The organism is Olleya aquimaris (assembly GCF_003259525.1).
Taxonomy (GTDB): Bacteria; Bacteroidota; Bacteroidia; order Flavobacteriales; family Flavobacteriaceae; genus Olleya; species Olleya aquimaris.
On sequence record NZ_QLLO01000004.1, the window covers coordinates 64,275 to 85,755 of the forward strand.

Annotated in this window: 20 protein-coding genes and 1 tRNA gene; 8 read left to right on the forward strand and 13 right to left on the reverse strand. The window is 30.9% G+C overall.

Annotation, left to right across the window (positions count from 1 at the left end):
• Positions 1-37 precede the first annotated feature (37 nt).
• The 3 genes from pth to LY08_RS06725 all read right to left on the reverse strand — a co-directional run bounded on the left by pth (position 38) and on the right by LY08_RS06725 (position 2,394).
• On the reverse strand, positions 38-673 hold the full coding sequence (gene pth, locus LY08_RS06715) for an aminoacyl-tRNA hydrolase (protein ID WP_111659681.1): 636 nt from the start codon (positions 671-673) through the stop codon (positions 38-40).
• 77 nt (positions 674-750) lie between these two features.
• Positions 751-1,395 (reverse strand): 50S ribosomal protein L25/general stress protein Ctc, encoded by a 645-nt coding sequence (locus LY08_RS06720; RefSeq protein ID WP_111659682.1) that lies wholly within the window; start codon positions 1,393-1,395, stop codon positions 751-753.
• A 57-nt stretch (positions 1,396-1,452) separates the two neighbouring features.
• Positions 1,453-2,394 (reverse strand): ribose-phosphate pyrophosphokinase, encoded by a 942-nt coding sequence (locus tag LY08_RS06725; protein ID WP_111659683.1) that lies wholly within the window; start codon positions 2,392-2,394, stop codon positions 1,453-1,455.
• Positions 2,395-2,538: 144 nt separating this feature from the next.
• Between LY08_RS06725 and LY08_RS06730 the strand changes: the two genes are divergently transcribed.
• Positions 2,539-2,620, forward strand: a tRNA-Leu gene (locus tag LY08_RS06730).
• Between the two features lie 34 nt (positions 2,621-2,654).
• Here LY08_RS06730 and LY08_RS06735 read toward each other — a convergent pair.
• Together LY08_RS06735 and LY08_RS06740 are read right to left on the reverse strand one after the other, a co-directional pair.
• Positions 2,655-3,665: a LacI family DNA-binding transcriptional regulator gene (locus LY08_RS06735; RefSeq protein ID WP_111659684.1), complete on the reverse strand. Its 1,011-nt coding sequence runs from the start codon at positions 3,663-3,665 to the stop codon at positions 2,655-2,657.
• A gap of 10 nt (positions 3,666-3,675) precedes the next feature.
• Positions 3,676-4,647 carry a type I phosphomannose isomerase catalytic subunit gene (locus LY08_RS06740; RefSeq protein ID WP_111659685.1) on the reverse strand — a complete coding sequence of 324 codons (972 nt, stop codon included), beginning with the start codon at positions 4,645-4,647 and terminating at the stop codon, positions 3,676-3,678.
• Positions 4,648-4,800: 153 nt separating this feature from the next.
• On the opposite strand from LY08_RS06740, the gene LY08_RS06745 reads away from it, so the two are divergent.
• The 3 genes from LY08_RS06745 to LY08_RS06755 all read left to right on the forward strand — a co-directional run bounded on the left by LY08_RS06745 (position 4,801) and on the right by LY08_RS06755 (position 7,536).
• The gene (locus tag LY08_RS06745) at positions 4,801-5,391 is read left to right on the forward strand and encodes a HupE/UreJ family protein (RefSeq protein WP_111659686.1); all 591 of its coding nucleotides are present in this window, start codon (positions 4,801-4,803) and stop codon (positions 5,389-5,391) included.
• A 118-nt stretch (positions 5,392-5,509) separates the two neighbouring features.
• Entirely contained in the window at positions 5,510-5,941 is a 432-nt protein-coding gene (locus tag LY08_RS06750; protein WP_111659687.1) for a deoxycytidylate deaminase, read from the forward strand.
• Complete coding sequence (locus LY08_RS06755; RefSeq protein WP_111659688.1) at positions 5,941-7,536, forward strand: S41 family peptidase; 1,596 nt, start codon at positions 5,941-5,943, stop codon at positions 7,534-7,536. The genes LY08_RS06750 and LY08_RS06755 overlap by 1 nt, the downstream gene beginning before the upstream one ends.
• Here the strand turns inward: LY08_RS06755 and LY08_RS06760 are convergent.
• The 3 genes from LY08_RS06760 to LY08_RS06770 are packed head-to-tail and all read right to left on the reverse strand — an operon-like array spanning position 7,533 to position 8,945.
• A complete protein-coding gene (locus LY08_RS06760; RefSeq protein ID WP_111659689.1) occupies positions 7,533-8,138 on the reverse strand; it encodes an FAD-dependent oxidoreductase in 606 nt (201 codons plus the stop codon). The two genes, LY08_RS06755 and LY08_RS06760, sit on opposite strands and share 4 nt — an antisense overlap.
• A complete protein-coding gene (locus tag LY08_RS06765) occupies positions 8,138-8,335 on the reverse strand; it encodes a hypothetical protein (protein ID WP_111659690.1) in 198 nt (65 codons plus the stop codon). The genes LY08_RS06760 and LY08_RS06765 overlap by 1 nt, the downstream gene beginning before the upstream one ends.
• A gap of 28 nt (positions 8,336-8,363) precedes the next feature.
• Positions 8,364-8,945, reverse strand: a complete 582-nt coding sequence (locus tag LY08_RS06770) for a MarC family protein (protein ID WP_111659691.1) — start codon at positions 8,943-8,945, stop codon at positions 8,364-8,366.
• Positions 8,946-9,089: 144 nt separating this feature from the next.
• Here LY08_RS06770 and LY08_RS06775 point away from each other — a divergent pair, with 144 nt between their 5' ends.
• Positions 9,090-9,659, forward strand: a complete 570-nt coding sequence (locus tag LY08_RS06775; RefSeq protein WP_111659692.1) for a DUF3109 family protein — start codon at positions 9,090-9,092, stop codon at positions 9,657-9,659.
• Here LY08_RS06775 and LY08_RS06780 read toward each other — a convergent pair whose 3' ends face one another.
• Together LY08_RS06780 and LY08_RS06785 are read right to left on the reverse strand one after the other, a co-directional pair.
• The gene (locus LY08_RS06780) at positions 9,660-11,630 is read right to left on the reverse strand and encodes a tetratricopeptide repeat-containing sensor histidine kinase (protein WP_111659693.1); all 1,971 of its coding nucleotides are present in this window, start codon (positions 11,628-11,630) and stop codon (positions 9,660-9,662) included.
• A gap of 5 nt (positions 11,631-11,635) precedes the next feature.
• Entirely contained in the window at positions 11,636-12,370 is a 735-nt protein-coding gene (locus LY08_RS06785) for a LytR/AlgR family response regulator transcription factor (protein WP_111659694.1), read from the reverse strand.
• 743 nt (positions 12,371-13,113) lie between these two features.
• On the opposite strand from LY08_RS06785, the gene LY08_RS06790 reads away from it, so the two are divergent.
• Positions 13,114-14,388: a ribonucleotide-diphosphate reductase subunit beta gene (locus LY08_RS06790; RefSeq protein ID WP_111659695.1), complete on the forward strand. Its 1,275-nt coding sequence runs from the start codon at positions 13,114-13,116 to the stop codon at positions 14,386-14,388.
• Between the two features lie 2 nt (positions 14,389-14,390).
• On the forward strand, positions 14,391-16,172 hold the full coding sequence (locus tag LY08_RS06795; RefSeq protein WP_111659696.1) for a ribonucleoside-diphosphate reductase subunit alpha: 1,782 nt from the start codon (positions 14,391-14,393) through the stop codon (positions 16,170-16,172).
• Positions 16,173-16,250: 78 nt separating this feature from the next.
• Here the strand turns inward: LY08_RS06795 and LY08_RS06800 are convergent, their stop codons facing one another.
• Together LY08_RS06800 and LY08_RS06805 are read right to left on the reverse strand one after the other, a co-directional pair.
• On the reverse strand, positions 16,251-17,102 hold the full coding sequence (locus LY08_RS06800; protein ID WP_111659697.1) for an OmpA/MotB family protein: 852 nt from the start codon (positions 17,100-17,102) through the stop codon (positions 16,251-16,253).
• 63 nt (positions 17,103-17,165) lie between these two features.
• Positions 17,166-17,888, reverse strand: a complete 723-nt coding sequence (locus LY08_RS06805; RefSeq protein WP_111659698.1) for a DUF6503 family protein — start codon at positions 17,886-17,888, stop codon at positions 17,166-17,168.
• 62 nt (positions 17,889-17,950) lie between these two features.
• On the opposite strand from LY08_RS06805, the gene chrA reads away from it, so the two are divergent.
• On the forward strand, positions 17,951-19,090 hold the full coding sequence (gene chrA, locus LY08_RS06810; protein WP_170120604.1) for a chromate efflux transporter: 1,140 nt from the start codon (positions 17,951-17,953) through the stop codon (positions 19,088-19,090).
• A gap of 53 nt (positions 19,091-19,143) precedes the next feature.
• On the opposite strand, the gene LY08_RS06815 is transcribed toward chrA, so the two are convergent.
• Entirely contained in the window at positions 19,144-21,423 is a 2,280-nt protein-coding gene (locus tag LY08_RS06815; protein WP_111659700.1) for an inorganic phosphate transporter, read from the reverse strand.
• Positions 21,424-21,481: the final 58 nt, after the last annotated feature.

The window sequence follows — 21,481 nt, forward strand, 5'->3', positions numbered from 1 at the left end:
GTTTAAAAAAAGGGGAAGCTTTTTGCTTCCCCTTTTTTTATTTTCCGTTAAAGTTATTCATGGTATTATTTATACCAGCTAATCCAAAAGATTTTATAACCTCTACTGCTTTTTCTAAACGCTCTGGTAGATGTTTAATTTCTTCTTCTTCCCATTCGCCTAGCACATAATCAACTTGTCTACCTTTGCTAAAAGCATCACTAATACCAAATCTAAACCTGTTGTATTTAGTGCTATTTAATGTGTTTTGTATGTCTTTTAAACCGTTATGTCCACCATCACTTCCTTTTGTTTTTATTCTTAAGCTTCCAAAAGGTAAATTTAAATCGTCAGTAATAACTAATAAGTTTTCTAAGGGTACTTTTTCTTTGGTCAACCAGTACTGCACTGCTTTACCACTAAGATTCATATAAGTACTTGGTTTAAGTAAAATAAAAGTTCTGCCTTTTAATTTATATATGGCAACATCACCTAATTTTTGAGTTTCAAAAGAAAGCGATTCTTTTTCTGCTAAAAAATCTAACACTTTAAAACCAATATTGTGTCTAGTGTTAGTGTATTTTTCACCAATATTCCCGAGTCCTACTATTAGAAATTTTTTCATTGGGTTAGATTCTTCAACTATAATATTGTTTGTTTCTGAAAGAAATAAAGATTTAATAAATTTCCACATTATAATTGATTTTTTTCAAAAATAAAAAAGCATTCTGAATTAACAGAATGCTTTAATTATTTTATAGATTTTATAGTCTATTCTTTAACAGCTGCTACATCATCTGTTTCTGTTGCTGGTACGTCACCTGCTTCTACTCCTTCTTCATCTTCATCTTCATCGTCTTCAACAACTGCAGCTCTAGAACGTCTTACTAAACATACAACTGTATTATCTGGATGCATAAACTTGTATGCGTCGTTTTCTAATTTAGTAATGTAAAGTTTGCTACCAATTTTTAAATCAGAAATTTCTGCATCAATAAAGTCTGGTAAATTTCCAGGTATAGCTTTAACTCTTAAACTACGTCTGTTTTTACGTAAAACACCACCATTTCTAACTCCTCTTGGGTTACCAATAAAGTTTACAGGAATGTCCATTGTAATTTCTTTATCTGCAAAAGTTTGATAGAAATCTACGTGTAAGATTCTGTCTGTTACTGGGTGAAATTGGATGTCTTGTAAGATAGCATCTAATTTTTCGCCACTTTCTAGCTCAATCACAACTGTATGCGCATTTGGCGTGTATACAAGTTTTGAGAAGGCTAATTCTGGTGCAGAGAAATGCACTGGTTTGTCTCCTCCGTATAATACGCAAGGAACCTGACCAGCATTACGTAAGGCTTGTGTTGCTTTTTTGCCCACGCTTTCTCTTTTGGATCCGTTGATTGTAATTGATTTCATTTTTATTTATATTTATTTATTAATATACAGTATTAGGTAGTCAACTTTAATTAGCAACTACATTAAAAATTTAGAGCTTATTGATTTATTGAAGTGTACATTTTGCATGACTTCTGCAAATAAATCCGCACAGCTTAAAACTTTTATTTTTTTACTTTCTTGCTTTAAAGGAATAGAGTCTGTTACAATTAATTCTTCTAATTTAGAATTTTCAATTCGCTCATAAGCATTACCAGATAATATTGGATGTGTACAAATTGCTCTAACACTAAGTGCGCCTCGTTCCATCATGACGTCTGCAGCTTTGGTTAATGTTCCTGCTGTGTCAACCATATCATCTACTAAAACTACATTTTTTCCTGTAACATCACCTATTAACTCCATGTGCGAAATTACATTGGCTTTAGCACGTTGCTTGTAACAAATTACAACATCGCTTTCTAAAGCTTTTGAATAAGCGTAAGCACGTTTTGATCCACCCATATCTGGTGAAGCAATAGTTAAGTTTTCTAAGTTTAATTCTTTTAGATAAGGTAAAAATATAGTAGATGCAAATAGGTGATCCACAGGTTTTTCAAAAAACCCTTGAATCTGATCTGCATGTAAATCCATTGTAATAATTCTAGTTGCACCAGCAGCTTCTAACATTTTTGCTACTAATTTAGCTGCAATTGGTACTCTAGGCTTGTCTTTTCTGTCTTGTCTTGCCCAACCAAAATATGGTAAAACTGCTGTTATATGTCTTGCAGATGCACGTTTTGCTGCATCAATCATTAACAACATTTCCATTAAATTTTCTGAGCTAGGATTGGTAGATCCTATTATAAAAATTCGAGTTCCTCTTATAGATTCTTCATAAGATGGTTGAAACTCGCCATCACTATATGTTGAAGTAATTACTTTACCCAACTCTGTCCCGTAGGCAGTAGCAATTTTCTCAGCCAAAGTTTTACTTTGGGTGATAGAAAATATTTTAGCTTCTGGCTTAGTATTTGGCATTGTTAAACAGTTGTTAGGTAGGTTTTTACACTACGTCAATTTTTATGAGGTGCAAATTTAGTATAATTTTTGAGGTTTAAAAGATATTACACGCTATTTTTAAAGGAATTATCTAAAATATATTTATTTTTGCCACTCTAAATTGCTCAAGTGGCGGAATTGGTAGACGCGCTGGATTCAAAATCCAGTTCTTTCGGGAGTGTGGGTTCGATTCCCACCTTGAGTACAAAAGGCTTTAGCAATTATGCTTTAGCCTTTTTTTATTTTGAAGACTCTCTTAAAACAATATCTGTTTCAACTGTTTCAGAAGTGGTAGTTGTTATTTTATTTTCTAATTTATCTATAAGTAATGTTGCTGCTTTTTCGCCAATAATTTCACCATGTTGACTAATGGTACTTAATCTTGGATTGGAGTGTCTGGCTAAAATTCCGTTAGAAAAAGCTAAAACAGAAACCTCATTAGGGATTTTTATACCTTTTTCTTGAGCTATTTTTAATGCTGCAATAGCTACAGACTCGTTTGAAGCGATTATAGCATCAAACGTTTGGTTAAAAAGTGGTTTTACCACAGCTTCATGATTTTTATAATACATTTCATGAGTGGTAATAATTATAGTATCGTCTTTTTCTAAATTATTATTTTTTAATCCTGCTAAATAACCATCATATCTTAATTTACCTACACTTAAGTCCATATTAGCTGCAACAAATGCAATTTTTTTGCACCCTTTATTTTTTAAATAATTTACTGCATTTACAGATGCCATAAAGTCGTTAGTAATAACCTTGTCACAATCAATATCTTCAACTACTCGATCAAACATAACTAGTGGGATTTCTTTATCCATACTAGATATAAAATGGTCATATTCTTTTTTTGCTTCAGTTTCTTCAGCAACAGATAAGATAAATCCATCAACAACACCTGTAGATAGCATTTCTATAGTTTCAACTTCTTTTTGGTGTGACTCGTTAGATATACAAGTAATTATTTTGTATCCTTTTGAAGTGGCAGTTTTTTCGATACCTTTTAGTACTTGGGCAAAATAATAATTCAACATATTAGGAATAATTATTCCTATGGTTTTAGTGCGTTGATTTTTTAAACTTAACGCATTAAAATTTGGTGTATAGTTTTTCTCTTTAGCGTATGCTTTTATCTCTTCAGAGGTAGTTTTGCTTATCTCTGGGCTGTCATTTAATGCTTTAGACACCGTTGAGATGGACACATTAAAATGGTTGGCAATATCTTTTAAAGTGATTTTTTTCATAATGTATAGCTTATAAATAAACTTCTAATAATTCACTAGATGTTGAAGATAAAGAAATGTTTTTAATACTAGCAGGAAGTAGTAAAGTTTCCCCTTTTTTTAGTGAATAGATTTTATCATTCCAAGTAAGTTCTACATCACCATCTACACACATATAAATGACAAAAGAGTCTAATTTAGAATAATCTTTTTCTAATACGCCTTCAACTTTTAAAAAGTTGCTTTTAAAATAAGGCGAATGGATTAATTTATTGGAGGAATTTGGTGTTTTAGTATAGTTTGTTTTGTAGGTTTTATATACTTCAAAATCTAATACTTCTTTGGCTTGTTCTATATGAAGGTCTCGTTTTTGTCCTGTAGTTTTGTCAACCCGATTATAATCATAAACTCTATAAGTTATATTAGAAGTTTGTTGTATTTCTGCTAACATTACACCTCCTCCAATAGCATGAATACGTCCAGTTGGGATGTAAAATGCATCTCCTTTAGTTACCTGTTCTTTATGTAAAACATTTAAAATGGTATTGTTTTTTAAATGAGTTTCAAGTTGAGATGGAGTGATTTTTTCTTCAAATCCAATAATTAATTCAGCATTTTTTTCTGCTTGCATCACAAACCACATTTCGTTTTTACCAAATGAATTATGACGGGTTTTTGCAACGTCATTATTAGGATGAACCTGAACCGATAAGGGTGTGTTAGCATCTATAAACTTGATTAGTAACGGAAAAGCATCACCAAACGTATCATAAACGGATTGTCCTAAAAATTCGCCTTTAAATTGTTTAATTAATTGTTTTAAGGAAAATCCTTTTAAATCGCCTTCTAAAACTTTAGTTTCATTTGCGTCCACATCAGAAATCTCCCATGACTCTCCAATATTGTTATCAGAATAATCTTTACCAAGTTCGGTTTTTAATTTTTCTCCTCCCCAAAGCCTGTAGTTAAAAAGAGGTTGAAATTGTAATGGGTATAACGTCATGTGTTATTTAAAATAAGAGTTCAAATTTACCAAACAATACCTTGAATTTATAATTTTTTTAATATTCCTTTTTTTAAAAGCTTAAAAACACCTACAATTTGGAAACCATTTTTGTTTTTACTTATATTTACGCAACCCTAAAACTTAACTATTATGTTCCAGGAATTTTGGATAAATGTACAATACGGAATTAACCATGTACTAGATATAAATGCTTACGATCACGTTTTATTTTTAATTGTTTTGGCAGTGCCATATCTTTTTAGAGATTGGAAGCGTGTGTTGTGGTTAGTTACAATGTTTACTGTAGGTCATTCTATATCCTTAGTTTTGGCAAGTTTTGGTAAAGTAAAAGTTGATAGTAATTTAATCGAGTTTTTAATACCATTAACTATTTTGATAGTCGCAATTTACAACGTGTTTACAGCTGGTAAAACTGCTAAAAGCCAGAAGATAGGACTGTTGTTTGTATCCACTTTATTTTTTGGATTGGTCCATGGATTTGGTTTTGCTAGAGAGTTTAGAATGAATCTTGATCAAGGCGATAATAGAGTAATTAAACTTCTAGAATTTGCTTTAGGTATAGAAATAGCCCAAATAATAATTGTGTTTATTGTGTTGTTTTTAGGATACCTTTTTCAAACGGTGTTTAGATTTTCTAAGCGTGACTGGATTATGGTAATTTCTGCAATTGTCATTGGATTAGTCATCCCAATGTTAATTAATAGTCCCTTTTTAGACTAGTTTTCATTAAAGTTTTCATAAAACTTTATATGTTGAATTGTAATTGAAATATGAAGCGAGTATCTTCGTTTATATCATAATGATTGATGCCAAGTGTTTTATTTCCATATAATTAATTATGCCAAAACAAAAACAACTTAAATACGATAAAGCATATCTTAGAATAGCTACAGAATGGGGAAAATTATCCTATTGTAAGCGTAAACAAGTAGGGGCTTTAATAGTTAAAGATAGAATGATAATTTCTGATGGCTATAATGGTACACCAACTGGCTTTGAAAATTTTTGCGAGGATGAAGAAGGATATACTAAATGGTATGTTTTACACGCAGAAGCTAATGCTATTTTAAAAGTAGCCTCTTCTACACAATCTTGTAAAGGGGCAACTTTATACATTACTATGTCACCTTGTAAAGAATGTAGTAAGCTTATACATCAAGCTGGCATTATTCGTGTGGTATATAACCAAGGATATAAAGACGATTCTGGACTTAAGTTTTTAGAAAAAGCAGGAATAGAATTACAATTAATAGAACAATTAGACGCCTAATGTCAAAAACCAAAACATATTTACCATTAATAATAGGTGTTGCTATAGCAGCAGGTATCTTTATTGGTGGAAAGTTAAATTTTGGAGACACTTCAGACCGATTGTTTACTTCTAATAGTAAAAAAGATAAACTTAACAGACTTATAGATTACATTGATTATGAGTATGTTGAAGAAGTAAATACCGATAGCATTGTTGATGTAACAGTTAATGGTATTTTGGATAAGTTAGACCCACATTCTGTGTACATCCCAAAAGCAGATATGCAAAAAGTGTCTGAAAACATGAAAGGTAATTTTGTGGGTATTGGGATTAATTTTTACACCTACAGAGATACAATTACTGTTATAAAAACTATTGAAAATGGGCCAAGTGCCAAAGCAGGAATAATAGGAGGAGATCGAATAATTTCTGCAAACGGAGAATCTTTATTAGGTGGAACTGTCAATAACGATTCGCTTGTAGATAAATTAAAAGGCGAACGTTATTCTGAGTTAATTCTAAAAGTATTTAGAAGAGGAGAACCTAAATTACTCACTTTTAATGTCACCAGAGATGAAGTGCCAATTAAAAGTGTGGATGCTGCATACATGCTTACAGACAATTTAGGTTACATAAAAATTAATCGTTTTGCAGAAAGCACATATAAAGAGTTTAAAAAAGCATTATTAAATCTTAAAGATAAAGGAGCTACAAGTCTTGCTTTAGATTTAAGAGGTAATCCTGGTGGTTTCTTAGAGGTTGCCTCTCAAATAGTAGACGAGTTTTTAGAGGATGATAAATTGATAGTTTACACCATAAATAAAAAGGGAAAAGAAGACCGAAGCTATGCTACCAGAAGAGGTGACTTTGAAAATGGACATGTCTATGTTATGATAGACGAAAATTCTGCTTCTGCTTCCGAGATTATTGCTGGTGCGCTTCAAGATAATGATAAAGGGACAATTGTGGGAAGACGGTCTTATGGTAAAGGCTTGGTGCAACGCGAAATGAAATTAGGTGATGGTAGTGCAGTTAGACTAACAGTTTCTAAATATTACACACCTACAGGACGCTCTATCCAACGTTCTTACGAGAATGGAAACAGAGATTATTATGATGATTTTGCAGACCGATTAAACAGAGGAGAATTGTTAGACGAAAAGAAAATAGAAGTTGCAGATTCTTTAAAATTTACAACACCAAAGGGTAAAATTGTTTATGGTGGTGGCGGAATTATACCAGATGTATTTGTTCCTTATGACACAAAAATGCAAAATGAAACACTGACGTTTTTAGAGCGAAGAGGATTTTTAAATAATTTTATATTTGAAGAATTAGAAAAACAACGAGAGGCTTACAGTGCTATTTCTAGAGAGGACTTTTTTGAAAACTATATCATAAGTGATGATATGGTTAAATCCTTAGAAGAATATTTAAAATTAAAAACACGATCTAATATAGTATTTGTTGCTTATAAAGATGAAGTGAAGCATTATTTAAAAGCAACCTTAGGAGAACAATTGTTTGGCTTTGGAGCGTATTATAAAATTTTAAATAAGCACGACATTATGATTGATAAAGTGATTAATTTAAGTCAGATGACAGAAAATTAAATCTTATCATGCACCTTGGTATGTTTACCATTATTCCAAATAGTTAAAATATCCGTCGCTACATGCGCGCCACTACCAGAAGCTATTGCAAATTGACTTCTCCAACCAGCTAAAGTTCCTGCTACAAATAAGTTTTCTTTAACCACATGGTTTGTGTTTTCTAACCAGATTCTGTCTTTTTCTATTGCTGCCTTAGGGTGCGGTTTTATATAATTTTCTAATCCTTTTATATTAAGTAGATTAGTGTATCCAACAGCAATAACCACACGTTGTGCAGTGTAGGTGTTATTATTTGTAATAATATTAAAACTTGAAGCTGTTTCTACAATTTCTCTAACTTTTTCGTTTTCAATTTGTACAACTTCTGGATACAGATTAGTTAATTGGTTTTTCCCATCTTCCAATATATCTTTACCTAAAGTCCCAGGATTTAACCCTAAAACATTATTAAATAAAGCGTTTTGTAAATGAGATGTTTTTTGATGAATAACAATACCAACGTTTTTACCTTCAGCATAAGGTTTATTTAATGCAGACCCTAAGACTAAAGCGCAAGATAAACCTGCTGCTCCACCACCAATAATTAAAGTATCAAACTGCATTACTGTTTAGTTTTAGCTTCAATTTTTTTAGAAATTCGTAAAATTTGAAGTAATATAATAGCACATAATGCTGCTAAAATGGTAATGACAGCAACAATGCTTTCGCCTTCAAACAATGCAGAAAAATCTAGCATTCTAGCATTGTAAATAATTAATCCAATTGCTAAAATAGTAATGATGTAAGTGAAAATTTTCATAAAAAATCTTTTTACAAAAATACAATAATTAGGCTAACAATATTTTAATGTTATCTGTAAATAACTTGACCGCAATTGCAAGTAAAACTACTCCAAACACTTTTCTTACAATGTTAATTCCGTTTTGACCAATTAAGCGCTCTATACGTCTTGAAGTCTTTAATACTATGTAAATTACTATAACATTAAGTATTACAGCTATAATAATATTTTTAATATCATATTCTGCTCTTAAAGACAGTAACGTTGTTAAACTTCCAGGTCCAGCTATTAATGGAAAAGCTAACGGAAATACAGAAGCGGTTAGGGGATTGGTGTCATCTTCTCTGTATAAAGTAATCCCAAGTATCATTTCTAAAGCAATAAAAAATAAAATAAACGAACCTGCTACAGCAAAAGAACTAACATTAATACCAATAAGATTAAGTATGCTTTTTCCTAGAAACAAAAATGAAATTAAAATTATTCCTGCAATAATAGAAGCTTTTTCACTTTGTATATGTCCTACTTTTTTTCTTAGGTCTATAATTATTGGAATATTACCAACAATATCTATTACCGCAAAAAGCACCATAAAAACCGTAAATATTTCTTTAAAATCTAGAGCCATAACATAATGTTTTAAATTTTCGGCAAAATTACTTTTAATTGTTTGAAATACAACATTAAACTATAGTTAAGTTTCTACTTTTTAATTTAACTACTTCTACTTTAGTATTATACTCTATATTTGCAAAAAAATAACTCTTACAGTATGTTTCAATTGGGTAAAACTATAGTGTCTGAAGATATTATAGAAAAAGATTTTGTGTGTAACTTATCTGCATGTAAAGGGGCTTGTTGTATTGATGGTGATGCTGGTGCACCATTAACCAAAGAAGAAGCACATATTTTAAATGACATTTATCCTAAGGTAAAACCTTTTTTACGTAAAGAAGGTATTGCAGCTATAGAGGCGCAAGGCACTTCTATTATTACAGATTTTGATGACATTGAAACCCCTTTAATTAATGGTGCAGATTGTGCTTATGTTATTTTTGATGATAAAAAAACTGCCCTTTGCGGTATTGAAGAAGCTTATAATCAAGGAGAAGTAGAATGGAAAAAACCAGTCTCCTGTCACCTGTATCCTATAAGAGTTAAGGATTATTCTGAATTTTCTGCAGTAAACTATGATAAATGGGAAATCTGTGATGATGCCTGTACTTTGGGTAAAGAGTTACAAGTACCTGTCTACAAATTTGTAAAGGAAGCTTTGATTAGAAAATTTGGTGAAGATTGGTATACCGAATTAGAAAAAGTTGCTAAAAACATGTCCAGATAATTAAGCTGTTTTAAGCTTAACTATAGGTATTATTGGTAGTTTTAATATAACGCATGTACCAGTAGCAAGATCTCCATCATATAAATCGTTTATAATCATACTATAATTTTCTGTATAGTTTTTAGAGAAGTTTTCTAAACGTTGTTTAGTAATTTCTATTCCTAAAGATTTTTGCTTGAGTAATTTTTCTTGTTTAATTTTATTGGAAGCAGCTCTACCAATTCCATTATCTGTAATGCTAATTGTTATAAAATTGGGTTGAGTTTTAGTAACTTTTAAGCTTATAAATTTATCACCTTCTTTAGCAGACAATCCATGCCATAAGGCGTTTTCTAAAAATGGTTGAAGAACTAAAGAGGGTATTTTAATGTGTTCTATATCTACAGTTTCTTCTACTGTAATATTGTAATTTATCTGATTAGAAAATCTAATATTTTCAATATTGATATATAAATCCATTGTTTCTAGCTCATCTTTAAGTGTAATTTCTTTTTCTGTAGAAGCAATCAATATTTTTCTAATCAATTTAGAAAACTTGCTTAGGTAGTATACTGCATTTTCCTTTTCGTTATTAATAATATACAGTTTAATAGAGTTTAAAGAGTTAAAAATAAAATGCGGATTCATTTGGTTGCGAAGCATATCTTGCTCTAGCGTTAATATTTGTTTCTCACTTTTTAATCGACGTTGTCTGTAAAAAGCAAATACTGCAATACCAATAACTAGTAAGCCTAATAATGTTGAAATAGCTGTTTTTTTACCGTTTTCAAGACTTATTTTTAATAATTCTTTATCCTTAGCAAGTTCTAAAATCTGATTATTTTTTTTCTCAGATTCGTATCGCATCCTTAGTGTATTAACGTATTGCGAGTTGTTTTCGCCTGTAATTTCATTATCTAAAGTAATAGCTTCTTTATATAACTGTAAAGCTTGATTAGTGTTTCCTAGTTTTTCAAATAGTTTAGATAGTTGAAGCTTCGCTTCAATTTCCATAGACTGTAAATTGTAGTCTTCTGCAACTTTAAGTCCTTTTTCAAGATTTTTTTTAGCGTTTTGTAACTGGTTTAATTCATTTTGTGCCCAACCTAAATTAATGTAAGCCCATGCAATATAAAACTGATCTTGTAACTCTTCTGCTAAAGCCACAGTTGGTATAATGGTCTGTAATGCTAAATCTGGTTTGTTTTGTTTTAAGTAAATGGTACCAATGCTATTATTGCTAATAACCTTTCCGGTTTTAGAGTTTATTTGGTTATTATAGTCTAAGGATATTTTATAATTTTTTAATGCTAGATTAAGACTGTCCTCTGCTTCATAGATAATTCCAATGTTATTGTAATTAATGGCCAATCCTAATTTGTTATTGGTTTGCTTTTCGATGTTTAGGGACTTATTAAATTGATCTAATGCTAAATCATATTCCTTTAAAAGCAAATAAATATTTCCCATGCTATTATGGGATACAGCAATACTTTTTAAATAGGATTCGTTAATTTCTGGTTGCGATTCGGCTAACCTTAAAGCTTCTTGATGATAATCTAAAGCTTCTTTTACAATAGCTTGTCTACGGTAAATTACACCTAACATGTTTAAGGAAACAATTTCAAAATCTATTAGATTGTAATCTCTAGATAAAGTCAGAGCCTTGTTTAATAAGCTTTCGGATTTTTCAAATAAAGATTTATTTCTGTATTGATTTCCAAGCATGATATTAGCAAATACTTGTCCTGGGATGTAATTTCTGTCTATACTTTTCTGTTCCAGCAGTCGCATTTTTAAAGTGTCATATTTTTCACTTCTTATGGCGCCTTCTATTCCAGAATAGGTGTTATAGTTAATCGTAATTAGACTATCTATTGTTTTGGAAAAATCCGAGGAGTTTTGAGCAAATATAGATGTGCTTAACAAGAAAATTAGGAGGCTAGCTACTAATTTGGATGTGTTATTTAAAGGGAGATTATACGGTTTCATAAAAATTAAAATTTTTCTAAAAACTCAGTCTTACGTTGTCTTGCAACTGGGATTTTATGATTGGATTCCATTATGACGTATCCTTCGTTTTTAATATATTCTTTAATTTTACTTAGGTTAATTATAAACGAGTTGTGTATCCTGAAAAATGACTGTTCTGGTAGTAAAGCGTTAATTTCTTTTAGTTTTTTTGTGACTAAAATTTTTTGTTTATCTGTCATAAACAAAGTGCTGTAGTTACCGTCAGATTCTACAAAAAGGATATCATCTATATTTAAAAACAATAACTTTCCGTCTGTGTTTATAGTTACTTTCTTTTTGTTATTGTTATTGGTAAAATTTATTAAAATATCCTCGATTTTATCCGTGTCTAAATGTCTTTTCTTAAAGCGTTTAATTTTTTCAATACTTTCAGCTAAATCATCTCGATCTATTGGCTTAAGTAAATAATCTATAGCTTCATTTTTTAATGCTTTAATAGCATACTCGTCATAAGCAGTTGTAATAACAACAGCAATATCGTCTGTGTTTAATTTTTCTAAAAACTGAAAACCGTCCATCCTAGGCATTTGTATGTCCAAAAACAAACAATCTGTAGGGTTGGTTTCTAGATAGCTTAATGCTAGTTCTGGGTTAGAAAACGTATTTATTACTTGTACATCATCGCTAAAACTAGCCAATTCCCATTTTAAACCTTGTATGGCTTTTGGTTCGTCATCTACTATAACTGCTTTAAGCATAAAAATAATTTTTAGATAAAGATAAAATTATATAGTTTAATAATTATAAGATTTGTGTGGTTGGTTTGGTTTTTTGTATAACTAGTGTTACCAATTATACAGTTTATTTAACCAATTATACATTGATGGCAACCAAGTATGATGCATTAAGTTAATTTTATAGGAGTTAGTTTTAGTTAAATACTGTTTGCATTATTAGTGACTAAGGGAATCACATCGTGTAAAACTAATACTTAATAAAAAGTGAGTAGATATTTCTACTCACTTTTTTAGTTTAAGATTTTTATTATCTGTTATTTAATTTTATTTCAAGATAAAAAATTTTAAGTCAAAATTTTTGAATGTTTTTGACTTTTTAATCATCAATTTTAAGACTTTTTTATAATAATTTTAACATTCAAAAATCCCTTATTTTATTGCTACTAAGCGATTATCTTATATTTTAATTTATTGAAAATCAGGCAGTTAAATAAAATTTATTAAAATGCCCTAAAACAAAGGGTTTTTCAGCTTTGTTAAAAACTTGTTGACAACGTTTAGCAAACACACTTTCTTTTTTAAGTACAATTGCCAATCTTTGTTGAAGGCTAAACTCAAAAAAAATTCTATTATTTTTTTAAAAAATCAAGCCCTTTTTTATTCCTCTCAAAGGAAAATTATAACACGTTTTACAGAATTACAAATTTGTTATTATAAATGATGAGAGTCATTTTATCTTAACAAGCTACTTAACTAAAATAATTATGGAGATTACACACATTATTAAAAGAGATTATGAAACAACACCATTTGTTTTAAACAAAATTTCTAACGCTATAGAAAAAGCTATGATTTCTGTGGGTAATGGAACTAAAGAAGATGCTGCTGCAATTTCTTTAAATGTATTGGATGCGTTGTTAGATAGAAAACAACAAGATAGTAGATACGTACCAACTGTAGAGCAGGTACAAGATCTTGTTGAAGAGAAATTGATGTTAAGTGCATTTCCTAATGTAGCTAAAGCCTATATTTTATATAGAGATGAGCAAGCTAGAAATAGAAAAACTAACATTTTTGAAAAACGTGTAAACTTTAAGCCTTTTGAGTATCCACAATTATACGAATATGTAAATGCAATAAGACATTCTTATTGGATTCATACAGAATTTAACTATACAAGTGATATTCAGGATTTTAAAACAGGTTTAAATGAAGTAGAGCGAAGCGCAATTAAAAATGCCATGCTAGCCATTTCACAAATTGAAGTTGCTGTAAAAACATTTTGGGGAGATGTATACCACAAAATGCCAAAGCCAGAAATAGGTGCAGTAGGTTCTACTTTCTCAGAAAGCGAAGTTAGACATCATGATGCTTATTCGCATTTACTAGAAGTATTAGGCCTTAATAACGAGTTTAAAGAGCTAAAGAAAAAACCAGTAATGATGGAGCGTGTTCATTACCTAGAAACAGCTCTAAAAAACTCTAAAAGTGATAACAATCAAGATTATGCCGAGTCTATTGTTTTATTCTCTTTGTTTATAGAACATGTGTCATTATTCTCACAGTTTTTAATCATTATGGCGTTTAACAAGTATAAAAATGTACTAAAAGGAATATCAAACGTCGTAGAGGCAACCTCTAAAGAAGAGCAAATCCATGGTGATTTTGGTATTGACGTCATTAAAATTTTAAGAGATGAAAATCCAGAGTGGTTTGGTGAAGAATACAAAATAACTACAACCGAAATGTGTAAGCAAGCATTTAAAGCAGAAAGCAAGATTGTAGATTGGATTTTTGAAAAAGGAGAACTAGACTTCTTACCTAAAACCGTTATAAACGAATTTTTAAAAGATCGCTTTAATAAATCATTAGTAGCAATTGGTTTAGAAAAAGTGTTTGAAACTGATGAAGCATTACTAAAAGAAACCGAATGGTTTGATGATGAAATTATTGGAACCAAACATGGCGATTTCTTTGTAAAAAGATCCATTGCATACACTAAAAAAAGTAAAAGTATAACTCACGCAGACCTATTTTAATTATGATCCAAAAAACCCTTACCAACACAACTAAGACTGATGAAAAAGATGGCTTAGTAGAAGCAAGAAAAAAAACATTACAAGCCCAAAGTGAGATAGGTAATCAACCAGAAATAGAATGGTTAACAGAAAATAGTCGTAAGTTTTTAGAATCAGGCTACTTAACAGATGGCATTACACCAGAACAACGTATTAGAGAAATTGCTGAAAACGCAGAGCGTATTTTAAATATTGAAGGTTATGCCGATAAGTTTTATAAATATATGGCTGCTGGATATTATTCTTTAGCATCACCAGTATGGTCTAACTTCGGGAAAAAAAGAGGTTTACCAATTAGCTGTTTTGGGTCGCATGTAGCAGACGATATGGGAGATATTTTATTTACCCAATCTGAAGTTGGTATGATGTCTAAATTAGGTGGTGGTACTTCAGGATACTTTGGTAAACTACGTCATAGAGGTGCACCAGTAAAAAACAATGGTAAATCTTCAGGATCTGTACATATTATGCAATTATTTGAAAAAATGGTTGATGTGGTAAGTCAAGGATCTGTTAGAAGAGGACGTTTTTCGCCTTACTTACCTATAGACCATAAAGATATTGGTGAGTTTTTACAAATTGGTACTGAAGGTAATCCAATACAAGAGTTAACTCATGGTGTTACAGTAAGTAACAAATGGATGGAAGAAATGCGAGATGGTGATGTTGAAAAACGAGAAATTTGGGCAAAAGTATTACAATCTCGTTCAGAGATTGGGTATCCTTATATATTGTTTAGAGACAATGCTAATAATAACGCTGCAGATGTTTATAAAGATAAAAACATGGAAATTTATGCAAGTAATTTGTGTACAGAAATCATGTTACCATCTAACGACAAGTGGTCTTTTGTTTGCTGTTTATCTTCAATAAACTTATTACATTACGACAAGTGGAAAGATACAGATGCTGTTGAGGTATTGACCTTTTTCTTAGATGCGGTAATGGAAGAATTTATTACTAAGTTAGATGTTTATAGAGATTCTGAAGAACGTGACGATAAGTTGACGTTCAGGTTTATGGAAAAAGCATATAACTTTGCTAAAGAAAACAGAGCGTTAGGTTTAGGTGCTTTAGGATGGCACTCATTATTACAATCTAAAATGTTATCGTTTGATAGTAAAGAAGCATTTGACTTAAATTACGAGATATTTAAAACTATTAAAGAGCAATCTTATAAAGCTTCAGAAAAATTAGCAGAGCTTTACGGAGAGCCAGAAGTATTAAAAGGTTATGGAAGACGTAATGCAACTCTTAATGCGATTGCACCAACAACTTCTTCTGCTTTCATTTTAGGCCAAGTCTCTCAAGGTATAGAACCAATTTGGTCTAATATTTATGTTAAGGACATTGCTAAGATTAAAACTACAATTAAGAATAGTTTCTTAGAAAAATTATTAGAAGAAAAAGGAAAAAATACAACAAAAGTTTGGAGAAGTATTAGAGACAGAGACGGTTCGGTACAGCATTTAGACTTTTTAACCGAGCATGAAAAAAATGTATTTAAAACCTATTCTGAAATTGACCAATTAGATGTTGTGTATCAAGCTGCAAGTAGACAAAACTTTATAGATCAAGGTCAGTCTATTAATGTGATGGTGCATCCAGATATGCCAACCAAAGATTTAAATAATATCTATATGACTGCTTGGCAAATGGGAGTGAAGTCTATGTACTACCAACATAGCTTTAATGCCGCACAAAAGTTTAAGCAGAAAAAAGAATGTACTAGTTGCGAAGGGTAATTAGTAAAAAATACAACAATAGAAGTCATAAAAAAAGCATCCATTTCTGGATGCTTTTTTTTGATTGTTAAACAAGATTTAATTAGATGCCATCATCGCAAAAAACTTGTCAATATTTGGAAGTAAAACTATACGTGTACGTCTGTTTCTAGCTCTACCATCAGACGTGTCATTATCTGTTAACGGTTGATAGCTACTTCTACCAGATGCTATTAGTTTTTCTGGTGCGACACCAAAGTCGTTTTGTAATTTTCTAACTACAGAAGTGGCACGTAACACGCTTAAATCCCAGTTGTCTTTAACTCTACCATTACTAATACTTCTTGAGTCTGTATGACCTTCTATCATAACATCTAAACTAGGTTCAGAATTAATAACATCTGCTAATTTTTGTAAAATTTTATCTGCTTTTTTACTAATTTGGTAACTACCACTATTAAATAGCATTTTATCAGATATAGATATCATAACAACAGTTTGGTCTATACTAATGGCAATATCATCACTTTCATCTAAATCTGTGGTGTCCACAAAACGTTTTAAGTTTAAAGATAATGCAAGATTCATAGAGTCTTCAAGCGTGGTATAATACTTCATGACCTCTGGATTAACTTTGCTAAGCGTTTTACGCATTTCAATTTTAGCTTTTTCAGAAATCACTGCTTTATTACCTACAGCATCAAATTTAACTTGGTTTTCTTCAGTTAATACACCAACTTCATCAGTTAGGCTATTGATTTTGGAATTGTATTCGCTTACTCTAGCTTCAATTTTAGCAAATTTAGCTTCTAAGTCTTCTTTTTCGACTTGAGTTTTTTGAAGTTGACTTTTAATTTCGCCATTTTGTTGTTCTAAGGCGACGTATTTCTTTTTAGACACACAAGAGGAAAGAACTACTAGTGTAAGTAGTGTAATTGATGATTTTTTCATAAATAGATTAACTTTTAGTTACTTTATTTACGACATGACTCTAACTTTAGATGTTTTAAAGTGCTATTTTTTTAAAATATCTGTTCCTAAATACAGATTATCCTTATTATAATACCAGGCTCTAACTTTAGGTATTTTTATATCACTTACGGTTTCTGTTTCCGAAAGTAAAATATACTCACCACTCTCTGGATTTTCGTTACCATCTTCATCTGTTTTAAAAAACTGATACACTTCCATAGCATAGGTCTTTGGATTAAAATAGAAATACCAAATATCTTTACCTACAGCAGCATCATAAGTGACTTTTAGTTTTAAATAGGGTTTGTCTTTAAATGTGACCTGTTCTACTTTTGGATTAATAGTGGTTCCAGGATCTTTTAGCTTCATGGGTAAACCATAAAGGTAGGTGTAATAGTTTTTGTAGAGTGTTGCTCTTTCGCAATTTAAATTTTTGGCTTTGGCTAATGCGTCACTTACTTTAGAACGACCATTATACACAATTTTACAAGTGTCTTTAGTAACAGTATATTCTGTGGTAATGGTGTCTCTTTGTGCTTTAACATAAAAAAACTCTTTAGGTAAATTTATAATAATTTTACTGTCTCTATCTGCGTTTTTAGGGGTTTCCATTGTGACAAAAAGCGTATCATTAAAAGTCTTCCATTGGTTGTTTGGATCATGATATTTTATGGCTTTATCCAATAACTCTTGACCTGTCAAAGTTTGAGCAGTAGAACAATAAAAACTTAAAATGAAAAGAATTATAGAACAAAAGGTTTTCATGGAAATAGATTTAATGACTAAAATACAAAACAATCAATTAAATTAGCATTGGATTTTAATTTATGAATTTAATACAGATGGATAGTAAACTTAAAGAAGTAGCACAAGTATTTTTTAAGTTAGGTTGTTTTGCTTTTGGTGGACCTGCAGCACATATAGCTATGATGGAAGATGAAGTAGTAACCAAAAGACGTTGGATGACTAGACATCAGTTTTTAGATTTAATAGGCGCAACTAACTTAATTCCTGGACCAAATTCTACAGAAATGACTATGCATTGTGGTTATGAGCGTGCAGGTAAAAAGGGACTATTTGTTGCGGGAATTGCTTTTATTTTTCCAGCAATAGTTATTACTGCAATTTTAGCATACTTCTATGTAAAATATGGCAACTTACCAGAGGTTACACCATTTATTTTTGGAATTAAACCTGCGGTTTTAGCTATTATAGCTTCTGCAGTTTTTAAATTAGGAAAAAAAGCCATTAAGACTTTTGAATTAGCAGTTTTAGGAATTTTAGTAGTTCTTGCTAGTTTTTTAGGTGTTAACGAAGTAGTCGCTCTGCTAATTGCTGGTGTGTTAGGGATGCTTTATTTTTATTTTAAAGAAAAAAAATTAGAAAGTCTTAACTCCATTTTTCCAGTATTTATGGTATCAAGTATTAGCATGTCCTTGTTGAAAATTTCTACCATTAATGTGTTTTTAACCTTTTTAAAAGTAGGTGCTATTTTATACGGAAGCGGTTATGTGCTATTTGCTTATTTAGATGCAGAATTAGTAACCAAAGGTTGGCTAACAAGAGTGGAATTATTGGATGCTATTGCAGTAGGACAGTTTACACCTGGTCCTGTATTATCAACATCAACATTTATAGGCTATCAATTATCTGGTTTTCCAGGTGCTTTAGCTGCAACAACAGGAATATTTTTACCTTCTTTTTTGTTTGTATTAGTATTAAATCCACTAATCCCTAAAATGCAACAATCCAAATTACTCCGTTACTTTTTAGATGCGGTAAATGTAGCTGCTGTTGCTGTCATGCTTGCGGTACTGGTGATTATGGCAAAAGATACACTTGTAGATTGGAAAGCTTTAAGTATAGCATTATTAGCTTTTTATTTAGTGTTTAAAACCAAATTAAGTTCAATTTGGGTGATTGTATTAGGGTCAGTACTTGGCTACATATTGATGTCCTTTTTTTAAATAAAAAAGCCACCTTGATTAAGATGGCTTTTTAAAATTATAAATAGTATTATCTATTCATTAGAATCAGGAATAGTTGCTGGTTCTACAGAACTATCATGAGAATTGTGGTATTCTTCTAAAAGATTCATTGTTGCACTTAATAAATCTTTAGTTTCTAATAATAAACTAAAATATAAGGTTGTGTTTTTAGGACTAGATTCCTCTGTTCTTGTACGTGCTACTTGCTTAACAATTTTAGAAGTCACTAAATCAAACATTTCCTTTTTACGATCAATAATTGCTCCAATTTGCTCAAAAGAACGCGAATCAAAAGCATTTTTAGTATCATTAAATAAAAGCTCTAAAGCATCATCTACTTCTTTTAGCTCCCTAATTTGGCTAAATTTTAATTTTTTATGATTGTTGTTAATATGCTTATGACTGGCTTTAGAAATATACTCTAAAGATTGAGTCATATCTTGCAAGTAACCCAAAATATTAATGTAGAAACTACTAGCTCTTAAACTAGTTTCATCTAAATTTTTAATAAAATAAAAGATGTTATCTCTAAGACTATCAACTTCTTGAGATAACTTAGTAATTTGTTTTTTATTCTTTTTAAGTAATCCTAAATCTTGTTTTGCTAAACCTTTAATGGCATTACTATATATTCTGTTTCCACGTTTTACAACACTAGAAATGTTGTTAGCACTTTCATGAATTACTCCTTGAACAGAGCTGCTTCCAGTTTCTTTTAAACTGTCTTCTTCAATAACTTTACTAGAAGATTCTTTGTGCGATTTGTAGTTTCTGTATAATAAAAATGCAGTAACTAATAATAAAATAGGAATCATTACTTCTTGGTTCCAGTTAATTAAGAAGACTACAGATCCTGCTGCTACAAATGCACCAATTGCAGTACCAAACCATCCTGCAATTACATTTAATACACCTGCTACACGATACACAGCACTTTCTGCTCCCCAAGCTCTATCTGCTAAAGAAGTACCCATTGCAACCATAAAAGTAACATAGGTTGTAGATAATGGTAATTTTAAAGATGTTGCAATAGCAATTAGTACACCAGCAACCATTAAGTTAACAGAAGCTCTAATTAAATCAAAAGCTGGTGCGTCTATACTTTGATCTTTGGTTAATGCAATAGCCTGAGATTTATCAAACCTACTATCTATTTTTTGCTGAACAGATTGTGGTAAGATAGCGCCAAAATATTTAGACATAGAAGACGAAAACTTTACTACAGCTCTAGACAAAGCATTAGGCTCAAATTTTTCATGTGTATCACCTTGACGTGATAAGCTTAACTCAGTTTCTGCAACTGTTTTTGCCTTTTTAGAAAACCATAAGGTCAATACCATTATTGCACCTGCAATAAATAATAACAAAGGTTCTGCAGGTACTTTTTTGTTTAATGCAGTCATTGGCATTTCAATGTCCATTCCACCTGCTATCCATGCTTCATAAGTATGGTAAGCTGCCATAGGGACACCTATAAAGTTTACTAGGTCATTACCTGAAAAGGCTAAAGCTAAACCAAATGTACCAATAGCTATAACGACAAGTAAAGCAGTTTTTTTAACAAGTTTTTCAAATACAAATGAAAATAATGTCCAAAATGCAAAACCTCCAATAATAATAAATATTTCGTTTCCTTCTATTAAGGATTTTAAATCACTGTAGTATGGAGTTCCTTTTAAACCTTTTAAGAAAATAAAATAAGTAATTGCAGTTAAAGCTACTCCAGCAAAAAGAATTCCGAAATTTTTAATTTTTTTCTCAAAGTTAAATGTGAATACTAATCGCGACACCCACTGTACAACTGCTCCAACAGTAAATGCTATAAATACAGATAATAAAATACCACTAATAATAGTAAGAGCGGTTTCAGTATTAATATACTTTCCAATATCTGCTAATGTTTCTGAGCTGTCTGGTGCATTAATTTTTATAATAGACATCACAACAGCAGCACCTAATAAATTAAATACAATAGACACCGTTGTTGAGGTTGGTAAGCCTAAGGTGTTAAAGAAGTCAAGAAGTAAAATGTCTGTTATCATTACAGCCATAAAAATGAGCATGATCTCACCAAATTCAAACTGAGCTGGAATAAATATTCCTTTTCGAGCCACTTCCATCATTCCGCTAGAAAATACAGCACCAATAAAAATACCTAAACTAGCAACAATCATTATTGTTCGCATAGATAAAGCTTTAGAGCCTATTGCCGAGTTTAGGAAGTTGATGGCATCGTTACTAACACCAACAATAATGTCAAATACCGCTAAAACAGCTATAGCAATCAACATAAATAAATAAATATTATCCATAATTTTTAATTAAAATAAGTTTGCAAATATCTTAAGTGATTTCAATTAGAATGTTATC

Excerpts from the sequence above, each read along its gene's own strand:
- pth (WP_111659681.1), bottom strand. The coding sequence starts at position 673 with ATGTGGAAATTTATTAAATCTTTATTTCTTTCAGAAACAAACAATATT.
- LY08_RS06770 (WP_111659691.1), bottom strand. The coding sequence starts at position 8,945 with ATGGCTCTAGATTTTAAAGAAATATTTACGGTTTTTATGGTGCTTTTT.
- LY08_RS06800 (WP_111659697.1), bottom strand. The coding sequence starts at position 17,102 with ATGAAAAAATCATCAATTACACTACTTACACTAGTAGTTCTTTCCTCT.
- LY08_RS06780 (WP_111659693.1), bottom strand. The coding sequence starts at position 11,630 with ATGAAACCGTATAATCTCCCTTTAAATAACACATCCAAATTAGTAGCT.
- LY08_RS06745 (WP_111659686.1), top strand. The coding sequence starts at position 4,801 with ATGTTCCAGGAATTTTGGATAAATGTACAATACGGAATTAACCATGTA.
- LY08_RS06755 (WP_111659688.1), top strand. The coding sequence starts at position 5,941 with ATGTCAAAAACCAAAACATATTTACCATTAATAATAGGTGTTGCTATA.
- LY08_RS06765 (WP_111659690.1), bottom strand. The coding sequence starts at position 8,335 with ATGAAAATTTTCACTTACATCATTACTATTTTAGCAATTGGATTAATT.
- LY08_RS06815 (WP_111659700.1), bottom strand. The coding sequence starts at position 21,423 with ATGGATAATATTTATTTATTTATGTTGATTGCTATAGCTGTTTTAGCG.
- LY08_RS06735 (WP_111659684.1), bottom strand. The coding sequence starts at position 3,665 with ATGAAAAAAATCACTTTAAAAGATATTGCCAACCATTTTAATGTGTCC.
- chrA (WP_170120604.1), top strand. The coding sequence starts at position 17,951 with ATGAATTTAATACAGATGGATAGTAAACTTAAAGAAGTAGCACAAGTA.
- LY08_RS06725 (WP_111659683.1), bottom strand. The coding sequence starts at position 2,394 with ATGCCAAATACTAAGCCAGAAGCTAAAATATTTTCTATCACCCAAAGT.
- LY08_RS06750 (WP_111659687.1), top strand. The coding sequence starts at position 5,510 with ATGCCAAAACAAAAACAACTTAAATACGATAAAGCATATCTTAGAATA.
- LY08_RS06775 (WP_111659692.1), top strand. The coding sequence starts at position 9,090 with ATGTTTCAATTGGGTAAAACTATAGTGTCTGAAGATATTATAGAAAAA.
- LY08_RS06740 (WP_111659685.1), bottom strand. The coding sequence starts at position 4,647 with ATGACGTTATACCCATTACAATTTCAACCTCTTTTTAACTACAGGCTT.
- LY08_RS06785 (WP_111659694.1), bottom strand. The coding sequence starts at position 12,370 with ATGCTTAAAGCAGTTATAGTAGATGACGAACCAAAAGCCATACAAGGT.
- LY08_RS06805 (WP_111659698.1), bottom strand. The coding sequence starts at position 17,888 with ATGAAAACCTTTTGTTCTATAATTCTTTTCATTTTAAGTTTTTATTGT.
- LY08_RS06795 (WP_111659696.1), top strand. The coding sequence starts at position 14,391 with ATGATCCAAAAAACCCTTACCAACACAACTAAGACTGATGAAAAAGAT.
- LY08_RS06790 (WP_111659695.1), top strand. The coding sequence starts at position 13,114 with ATGGAGATTACACACATTATTAAAAGAGATTATGAAACAACACCATTT.
- LY08_RS06720 (WP_111659682.1), bottom strand. The coding sequence starts at position 1,395 with ATGAAATCAATTACAATCAACGGATCCAAAAGAGAAAGCGTGGGCAAA.
- LY08_RS06760 (WP_111659689.1), bottom strand. The coding sequence starts at position 8,138 with ATGCAGTTTGATACTTTAATTATTGGTGGTGGAGCAGCAGGTTTATCT.